The organism is Aeromicrobium sp. REDSEA-S38_B2, from assembly GCF_001628525.1.
GTDB classification, from domain to species: domain Bacteria; phylum Actinomycetota; class Actinomycetes; order Propionibacteriales; family Nocardioidaceae; genus Aeromicrobium; species Aeromicrobium erythreum.
The window spans coordinates 64,853-72,678 of sequence record NZ_LUNH01000022.1; the positions used below are offsets into that span (position 1 = coordinate 64,853).

At 73.2% G+C, this 7,826-nt stretch carries 8 protein-coding genes; 1 reads left to right on the forward strand and 7 read right to left on the reverse strand.

The window, feature by feature from the left end; all coding sequences use genetic code 11:
- The 6 genes from kdpC to fdxA form a co-directional block, all read right to left on the reverse strand.
- Positions 1 to 573 carry a potassium-transporting ATPase subunit KdpC gene (gene kdpC / locus A6Q81_RS05665; RefSeq protein ID WP_286689808.1) on the reverse strand — a complete coding sequence of 191 codons (573 nt, stop codon included), beginning with the start codon at positions 571 to 573 and terminating at the stop codon, positions 1 to 3.
- Positions 574 to 578: 5 nt separating this feature from the next.
- The gene (gene kdpB / locus A6Q81_RS05670) at positions 579 to 2,609 is read right to left on the reverse strand and encodes a potassium-transporting ATPase subunit KdpB (RefSeq protein ID WP_286689804.1); all 2,031 of its coding nucleotides are present in this window, start codon (positions 2,607 to 2,609) and stop codon (positions 579 to 581) included.
- Entirely contained in the window at positions 2,606 to 4,276 is a 1,671-nt protein-coding gene (gene kdpA / locus A6Q81_RS05675; RefSeq protein ID WP_286689805.1) for a potassium-transporting ATPase subunit KdpA, read from the reverse strand. The genes kdpB and kdpA overlap by 4 nt, the downstream gene beginning before the upstream one ends.
- A gap of 7 nt (positions 4,277 to 4,283) precedes the next feature.
- Positions 4,284 to 4,373: a potassium-transporting ATPase subunit F gene (locus A6Q81_RS05680; RefSeq protein WP_083516245.1), complete on the reverse strand. Its 90-nt coding sequence runs from the start codon at positions 4,371 to 4,373 to the stop codon at positions 4,284 to 4,286.
- Between the two features lie 184 nt (positions 4,374 to 4,557).
- Positions 4,558 to 5,664, reverse strand: a complete 1,107-nt coding sequence (dapC, locus tag A6Q81_RS05685) for a succinyldiaminopimelate transaminase (protein WP_067855047.1) — start codon at positions 5,662 to 5,664, stop codon at positions 4,558 to 4,560.
- An 82-nt stretch (positions 5,665 to 5,746) separates the two neighbouring features.
- Positions 5,747 to 6,070 (reverse strand): ferredoxin, encoded by a 324-nt coding sequence (fdxA, locus tag A6Q81_RS05690; protein WP_067855044.1) that lies wholly within the window; start codon positions 6,068 to 6,070, stop codon positions 5,747 to 5,749.
- A 114-nt stretch (positions 6,071 to 6,184) separates the two neighbouring features.
- On the opposite strand from fdxA, the gene A6Q81_RS05695 reads away from it, so the two are divergent.
- Positions 6,185 to 7,129 carry a GNAT family N-acetyltransferase gene (locus tag A6Q81_RS05695; protein WP_286689806.1) on the forward strand — a complete coding sequence of 315 codons (945 nt, stop codon included), beginning with the start codon at positions 6,185 to 6,187 and terminating at the stop codon, positions 7,127 to 7,129.
- A 117-nt stretch (positions 7,130 to 7,246) separates the two neighbouring features.
- On the opposite strand, the gene A6Q81_RS05700 is transcribed toward A6Q81_RS05695, so the two are convergent.
- The coding region (locus A6Q81_RS05700) for an Ig-like domain-containing protein (RefSeq protein ID WP_286689807.1) at positions 7,247 to 7,826 on the reverse strand (580 nt) is incomplete at its 5' end.

Consider the following 7,826-nt stretch of genomic DNA (forward strand, 5'->3'; position numbering starts at 1 on the left):
TCAGTCTGCACCCGACAGGCTCGCGTTCAGCTCGAGGACGTCCACCGTGGGCTCCCCGAGGAACCCGAGCTGGCGTCCGGAGGTGGCCTCGGCCACGAGACGACGCACGGTCCCCTCGTCGAGTCCGCGCTCCCGGGCGACCCGCGGCACCTGCAGCGCCGCGTAGGCGGGGCTGATGTCGGGGTCGAGCCCGGACCCCGACGCGGTCAGGGCGTCGGCGGGCACGGCCGACGGCGACACCCCGTCCTCGCGCGCCACCGCGGCCCGCCGCTCACGGATCGCCGCGAGAAGATCGGGGTTCGAGGGCCCGAGGTTCGACGGTGCCGACGCGAGGCCGTCGTAGTCGTTGGCCGACGGGCGCGGGTGGAACCACTGCGCGCCCTCGAAGGTCTGGCCGAGGAGGCGGGAGCCGACGGCGACGCCGTCGACGCGCAGCAGGCTGCCGTCGGCCCGGTCGGGCACGGCCCGGCCCACGGCCCACACGGCGGCCGGGTAGAGGACGCCGAGCAGCACGGTGAGCACGAGCAGCACGCGGACGGCGGCGAGGGACTGACGCAGGAGGTCGCGGATCACGACGGTCACCTGATTCCTGGGATCTGGGAGACGAGCAGGTCGATGAGCTTGATGCCGACGAACGGGACGACGACGCCACCCGCGCCGAAGACGAGCAGGTTGCGCCGCAGGACGCTCGCGGCGTCGGCGGCCCGGCTGCGCACGCCCTTGAGGGCCACCGGGATGAGTCCCACGATGACGAGGGCGTTGAAGATGACGGCCGACAGGATCGCCGACTCCGGCGTGGCCAGCCGCATCACGTTGAGCGTGTCCAGCGACGGGTACGCGGTCACGAACATGGCCGGGACGATCGCGAAATACTTGGCGAGGTCGTTGGCGATGGAGAACGTGGTGAGCGCGCCGCGCGTGATGAGCAGCTGCTTGCCGATGCGCACCACGTCGATGAGCTTCGTCGGGTCGGAGTCGAGGTCGACCATGTTGCCGGCCTCCTTCGCCGCCGACGTGCCCGACGCCATCGCGACGCCGACGTCGGCAGCCGCGAGCGCGGGCGCGTCGTTGGTGCCGTCGCCGGTCATGGCCACGAGGCGGCCACCGGACTGCTCCTCGCGGATGAGTCGCATCTTGTCCTCGGGCGTCGCCTCCGCGAGCACGTCGTCGACACCGGCCTCCGCGGCGATCGCCCGCGCGGTCAGCGCGTTGTCGCCGGTGACCATGACGGTGCGGATCCCCATGCGTCGCAGCTCGGCGAACCGCTCGACCATGCCCTCCTTGACGACGTCCTTGAGGTGGACGACCCCGAGCACCCGGGTGAATCCGGCTCGACGCTCGGCGACGAGCAGGGGCGTGCCGCCGGACATCGAGATCTCGTAGCCGGCCGCCCCGACCTCCGCGGGGAGCCCGGCGCCGGTCCACGCCTCGACGGCGCTCCCGGCTCCCTTGCGCAGCTCGCGGCCGTCGGGCAGGTCGACGCCCGACATGCGTGTCTGGGCGGTGAACTCGACCGGCTCGGCGCCGGCCGGCAGCGGGGCGCCCGTGCCGGTGGCACCGGTGTCGGCGACGGCGAGGTCGACGATGGAGCGACCCTCGGGCGTCAGGTCGGCCAGCGACGCGATGCGGGCGGCCTCCGTCAGCTCGGCCAGGGTGACGCCCTCCGCGGGCACGAAGCGCGACGCCCGGCGGTTGCCGTAGGTGATCGTGCCGGTCTTGTCGAGCAGCAGCGTGCTGACGTCGCCGGCCGCCTCGACCGCACGACCCGACATCGCGAGCACGTTCACCCGCACCAGACGGTCCATGCCGGCGATGCCGATGGCCGACAGCAGCGCCCCGATCGTGGTGGGGATCAGGCACACGAGCAGCGCGACCAGCACCACCGTGGGCTGCGGCGCGCCCGCGTAGTCGGCCATCGGGGAGATGGTGACGACGGCGAGCAGGAAGATGATCGTCAGGCTCACGAGCAGGATCGACAAAGCGATCTCGTTAGGGGTCTTGCGCCGCTCGGCGCCCTCGACCAGGGAGATCATCCGGTCGAGGAAGGTCTCGCCGGGCGCGGCGGTGATCCGCACGACGATCTCGTCGGAGAGGACGCGCGTGCCGCCCGTGACGGCCGACCGGTCCCCGCCGGCCTCGCGCACGACCGGCGCGGACTCCCCGGTGATGGCCGACTCGTCCACTGTCGCGACGCCCTCCACGACGTCGCCGTCGCCGGGGATCACCTCGCCGGCGCTGACCCGCACGAGGTCGCCCACCGTCAGCTCGGTGCCCGCCACGACCGACTCGCTGCCGTCGGAGGCGACGCGCCGGGCGGTGACGTCGGTGCGCGCCGCGCGCAGCGAGTCGGCCTGTGCCTTGCCGCGGCCCTCGGCGACGGCCTCGGCGAGGTTGCCGAACACGACCGTGAGCCAGAGCCAGACCGCGATGGCGACCGCGAAGACGCTCGGGTCGACGACCGCCGACACCGTCGTGACGAGGGAGCCGATCCACACGACGAACATGACCGGGCTGCGCCACAGGTGGCGGGGGTCGAGCTTGCGCAGCGCCGCGGGGAGCTGCTGGACGAGCTGCCGCGACAACGGCGTGGCAGCGGAGGTGCGGGTCATCGCGAGGCTCCTGTCAGGGCCTCGGCCACGGGGCCGAGGGCGAGGGTCGGGAAGAAGGTGAGGGCCGAGACGAGCAGCACGACGCCGACCACGAGTCCGCCGAACAGCAGGGTCGCGGTGGGCAGGGTGCCTGCCGTCGTCGGCACCCGACGCTGGCGGGCCAGCGAGCCGGCGAGCAGGACGACGAGCACGATCGGCACGAACCGGCCGAGCAGCATGGCCGCGGCAAGCGTCAGCTGGAAGAACGTCGACGTCACCGTGATGCCGCCGAAGGCGCTGCCGTTGTTGTTCGCGGCCGACGTGAACGCGTAGACGACCTCGGAGAAGCCGTGGCCTCCCGGGTTGCCCATGGCGTCGGCCGTCGACGGCAGCGCGATGGCGGTGCCGATGCCGACGAGCACGAGGGCGGGGACGACGAGCGTGTAGAGCGCGACGTAGGTCATCTCCCGCGAACCGATCTTCTTGCCGAGCAGCTCGGGGGTCCGCCCGACCATGAGTCCGGCGACGAAGACGGCGAGGATCGCGGCGACGAGGATGCCGTAGAGGCCCGAACCGACGCCACCGGGCGAGACCTCGCCGAGCATCATGTGCGCCATCACTGTCCCGCCCCCGAGCGGCGACATGGAGTCGTGGGACGCGTTGACCGCTCCCGTCGAGGTGCCGGTGGTCGACACGGCGAACAACGCCGACGCCCACTCCCCGAAGCGGGTCTCCTTGCCCTCCATCGCCGCGCCGGCAGCCTGCGCGGCCTGGCCCTGCCCGCCGACCTCGGCCCACGTCGTCACGGCGAGGGCTCCGGCCCACAGCACGCCCATCGCGCCGAGCAGCACCAGGCCCTGGCGCCGCGAGCCGACCAGCGTCCCGAAGGTGCGGGTCAGGCAGACCGGCACCACCAGCAGGAGGAAGACCTGGAGCAGGTTGGTCAGCGCCGTCGGGTTCTCGAACGGGTGCGCGGAGTTCGCGTTGAAGAAGCCGCCCCCGTTCGTGCCGAGCTGCTTGACCGCCTCCTGGCTGGCGACGAGCCCGCCCGGCACCACCTGCGTGCCGCCGCCGAGGGCGCGCACCGTGACGTCGGAGAGGTTCTGCACGACCCCGCCGAGCAGGAGCAGCACCGCCGCGACCAGCGCCAGCGGGAGCAGGACGCGGACGGTGCCGCGGACGAGGTCGACCCAGAAGCTGCCGAGGGTGCTCGACTCCGCCCGTGTGAAGCCGCGGACCAGCGCGACCGCGACGGCGAGGCCGACGGCGGCCGAGACGACGTTCTGCACCGTCAGACCGAGCGCCTGTGCCGCGAAGCCCAGGGTCGACTCGCCGGCGTAGGACTGCCAGTTGGTGTTGGTGACGAAGGAGACCGCCGTGTTGAGGGCCATGTCCCAGGGCATCCCGGGCAGGCCACGGTCCCACGGGAGCGCGGCCTGGCCGAGGAGGATCGCCAGGAGCAGGACGATGCCGACGACGGAGAACGCGACGAGGCTCAGCACGTACCCGCGGGCGCTCTGCTCGGCGTCGGGGTCGATGCCGCCGACGCGGTAGAGCGCGCGCTCGACGCGGAGGTGCCGGGTCGAGGTGAACACGCGCGCCATGTAGTCGCCGAGCGGGACGTAGACCACGGCGAGCAGGGTCAGCAGCGCCGCGATGGTCAGCAGGCCGGAGACGGTGTCGGACATGGGCGACTCAGAACCGGTCGGGCCGCACGAGGGCCACGACGAGGTAGACCAGCAGGGCGGCGACGCCGAGCAGCTGGAGTGCGGTGACGAGGGACATGCCCCCACCCCACACCCGTCCCCGCACCGCGACGCCGCTCCTGACGACCCCCTGACGCGTCTTGACGCGATCTTGACGGCCGGCCGCAGCTCAGCGGTTTACCACGGTCCCGTGGTCAACCTGCTCCTCCCGCGGCAAGCTTCCCGAGGGAGGACGACGTCTACCACGGGACCGTGGTAAACCGTCAGGACGCGGCGAGGCGGGCGACGGCGGCGGCGACGCGCTCGTCGGTGGCGGTGAAGGCCACGCGCACGTGCTGGGCGCCGCGCTCGCCGTAGAAGTCTCCGGGGGCGACGAGGATGCCGCGCTCGGCGAGCCAGGCGACCGTGTCGCGGCAGCCCTCGCCGCGGGTGGCCCAGAGGTAGAGCGCGCCCTCGGAGTGGGTGATGGTGAATCCGGCCGACTCGAGCGCACGGCGGAGCGCGTCGCGACGCTCGGCGTAGCGACGACGCTGCAGGACGACGTGCTCGTCGTCGGCGATCGCGGCGGCGAAGGCCTGCTGCACCGGGGTCGGCAGCATGAACCCGAGGTGCTTGCGGACGGCCAGCAGCTCGGCGACGACCGCCGCGTCGCCCGCGACGAAGCCGGCGCGGTAGCCCGCGAGGTTCGAGCGCTTCGACGTCGAGTGCACGGCGAGCAGTCCGTCGTGGCTGCCCTCGCAGACGTCGGGGTGCAGCACGGAGACCGGCTCGCGCTCCCAGCCGAAGTCGGCGTAGCACTCGTCGGAGACCAGTAGCGCTCCCCGCTCGCGGCACCAACGGACCACCGCGCGCAGGTGCTCGGCCGACAGCACCTCACCGTGCGGGTTCGCCGGGGAGTTCACGTACACGAGCGCCGGCTGGTCGGTGAGGCCGTCGGCGACCGGGTCGCCCAGCACGACGCGGGCGCCGGCGAAGCGGGCACCGACCTCGTAGGTGGGGTACGCCAGCGCGGGGAGCACGACGGTGTCGGCGGGTCCGAGCGCGAGCTGCGACGGCAGGTTGGCGATGAGCTCCTTCGAGCCCACGGTCAGCAGCACTTGGTCGGTCGTGAGCCCGGTGACTCCGAGCCGACGCTCGAGCCAGTCGACGGCGGCCTGGCGCACGGCCTCGGGGGCCGCCACCGTCGGGTAGCCCGGCGCGTCCGAGGCTGCGGCGAGCGCCTCACGGGCGACCGACGGCGTGGGGTCGACCGGTGTCCCGATGGAGAGGTCGACGATGCCGTCGGGGTGTGCGTGGGCGCGCTGCTTGGCGTCGGCCAGGGTGTCCCACGGGAAGTCGGGGAAGCGGGAGGAGAGACGGGGTCGGTCCATCAGGACGCTCCTTCGCAGGTGGCCTCGGGGGTGACGCGTCGGGCTGCGCCCAGGAGTCGGGCCCCGCTGGAGGGCCCCGCCGTCACTCCTGGTTCTGCGGGGGCAGCGCGGCGATGAAGGCGTGGTCCTTGTCGATCACGCCCATCTTCGCGGCACCACCGGGCGAGCCGAGGTCGTCGAAGAAGTTCACGTTCGCGTCGTAGTACTCCTTCCACTCCGACGGGGTGTCGTCCTCGTAGAAGATGGCCTCGACCGGGCACACCGGCTCGCAGGCACCGCAGTCGACGCACTCGTCGGGGTGGATGTAGAGCATGCGCTTGCCCTCGTAGATGCAGTCGACGGGACACTCGTCCACGCACGCGCGGTCCTTGACGTCCACACACGGCTGGGCGATCACGTAGGTCACGACGGCTCCTTCGACGGCAACGCTGGTCCGCCCTGGTCGGTGGCGGACCGTCCCAGTATCCCGCCTGGTCGACGGGGCGCCGTACTGAGGTATGCCTCATGAGACGGTGGCGTCGTGGCAGACGTCCAGGACCTTCTCGGCCGACGGGTGACCGTGCGGCACCGGCTCGCCGACGGGAGCGCCACCGACGTCGTCGGTCGCGTCGTCGCGGCCGACCCCACCGGGCTCGTCGTGCAGCGTCGCGACGGGTCCGAGACGGCCGTGGACGCCGGTCGTGTCGTCGCGCTCAAGGTCGTGCCCGACCGCCCCGCCCGCAGCCCCCGCGCGCTCGACGTCGACGTCGACGAGCTGGTCCGGATCACCTCGCGCGGGTGGCCGGCTCCCGAGTCGGTGCCGCTCGGTGCGTGGGAGCTGCGCGCCGCCGGGGCGTTCACGGGTCGCGCGAACTCCGTCGCCGTCGTGGGCGACCCGGGACGGCCCGACGACGAGGCGCTCGCCGCGGTGCTCGACTTCTACACGTCGCGAGGCCTGCAGCCGCAGGCGCAGGTCGTCGTCGACTCCGCGTGGGAGCGCCGCTTCCTCGCGGCGGGCTGGACGGCGCGCACCGACTACCTCGGCGGCGCCGTCGTGCAGGTGGCCGACCTCGGTGACGCCCCGGCCCCTGACGGCCGCGCGACCGTGACGCCACGAGCCTCGGACGCCTGGCTGTCGCGCTACGGCCGGGTCGACGACGTGGAGGCCGCGCGCCGGGTGCTGGAGGGACCACGCACGGTCGGCTTCGTCGAGGTCCCCGACGACGGCGTCCCCGCAGCGGCCGTCGGACGGGTCGTGGTGACCGGCGAGTGGGCCGGCGTGGCCGCCGTCGAGACGCTCCCCGAGCACCGCCGACGCGGTCTCGCCGACGCCGTCGTGCGGACCAGCCTGGCGTGGGCGCACGAGCGCGGCGCGACCCGCGTGTACCTGCAGACCATGCCCGACAACCACGCGGCGCTCGCGCTCTACGCGCCGCACGACTTCAGGACGCACCACCACTACCGCTACCTCGTGCCCGCCTCCTGAGCTCCGCTGGCCAGCCCGGAGCAACCCACCGCCGGGCGGGCCTCCCGCGCAGACGCGACGCGCCCGACCGGCTCCTTGACCCCTCCGAGGAGGTGACGGGAGCCGGACGGGCGGACGTCAACGCCGGACGACGCGGATCGTCAGCGGGACCGCGGCCGAGCCGGTGCGACGGTCACCGAGGTACTCCACGGTGAACTGCCTCGTACCCGTGCTGCGCAGCGGTCGCAGGCGCACCTCGGCGGTCCCGTTGCGCAGCGTCGCCGTGCCGAGGATCGTCGAGCCGAGACGCACCCGCACGGTGCCACCATCGGGCCGGAAGCCGTCGGCGCTCACCCGGACCGGGACGACCGCTCGCGTCCGGTCGACGACGACCTTCCCGCGCGGCGCGGTGGCCCGGACGACGGGCGTGGCCTTGGTGACCGTGTGCTCGACCGTGACGTCGTCGGGCTCGACGGAGTCGTTGCCGGCGTAGAGGACCTGGAGCCGGTGGGAACCGGGCTCGAGCGCCGTGCCGGAGATGCGCACGCTGGCCGATCCCTCGCGCAGCGAGCCGATGCCGACGACCGTGGAACCCGACACGACGTAGACGAGGCCGGAGGCGGCCGGGGCGGCCGTGACCTCTACCGTGCCCTGCGTCCCGAAACGGGTGGGCTCGATCGTGGCGGCGAGGTCGGCCTCGCTCTTCAGGACCGTGATG

Excerpts from the sequence above, each read along its gene's own strand:
- kdpB (WP_286689804.1), bottom strand. The coding sequence starts at position 2,609 with ATGACCCGCACCTCCGCTGCCACGCCGTTGTCGCGGCAGCTCGTCCAG.
- kdpA (WP_286689805.1), bottom strand. The coding sequence starts at position 4,276 with ATGTCCGACACCGTCTCCGGCCTGCTGACCATCGCGGCGCTGCTGACC.
- A6Q81_RS05680 (WP_083516245.1), bottom strand. The coding sequence starts at position 4,373 with ATGTCCCTCGTCACCGCACTCCAGCTGCTCGGCGTCGCCGCCCTGCTG.
- dapC (WP_067855047.1), bottom strand. The coding sequence starts at position 5,664 with ATGGACCGACCCCGTCTCTCCTCCCGCTTCCCCGACTTCCCGTGGGAC.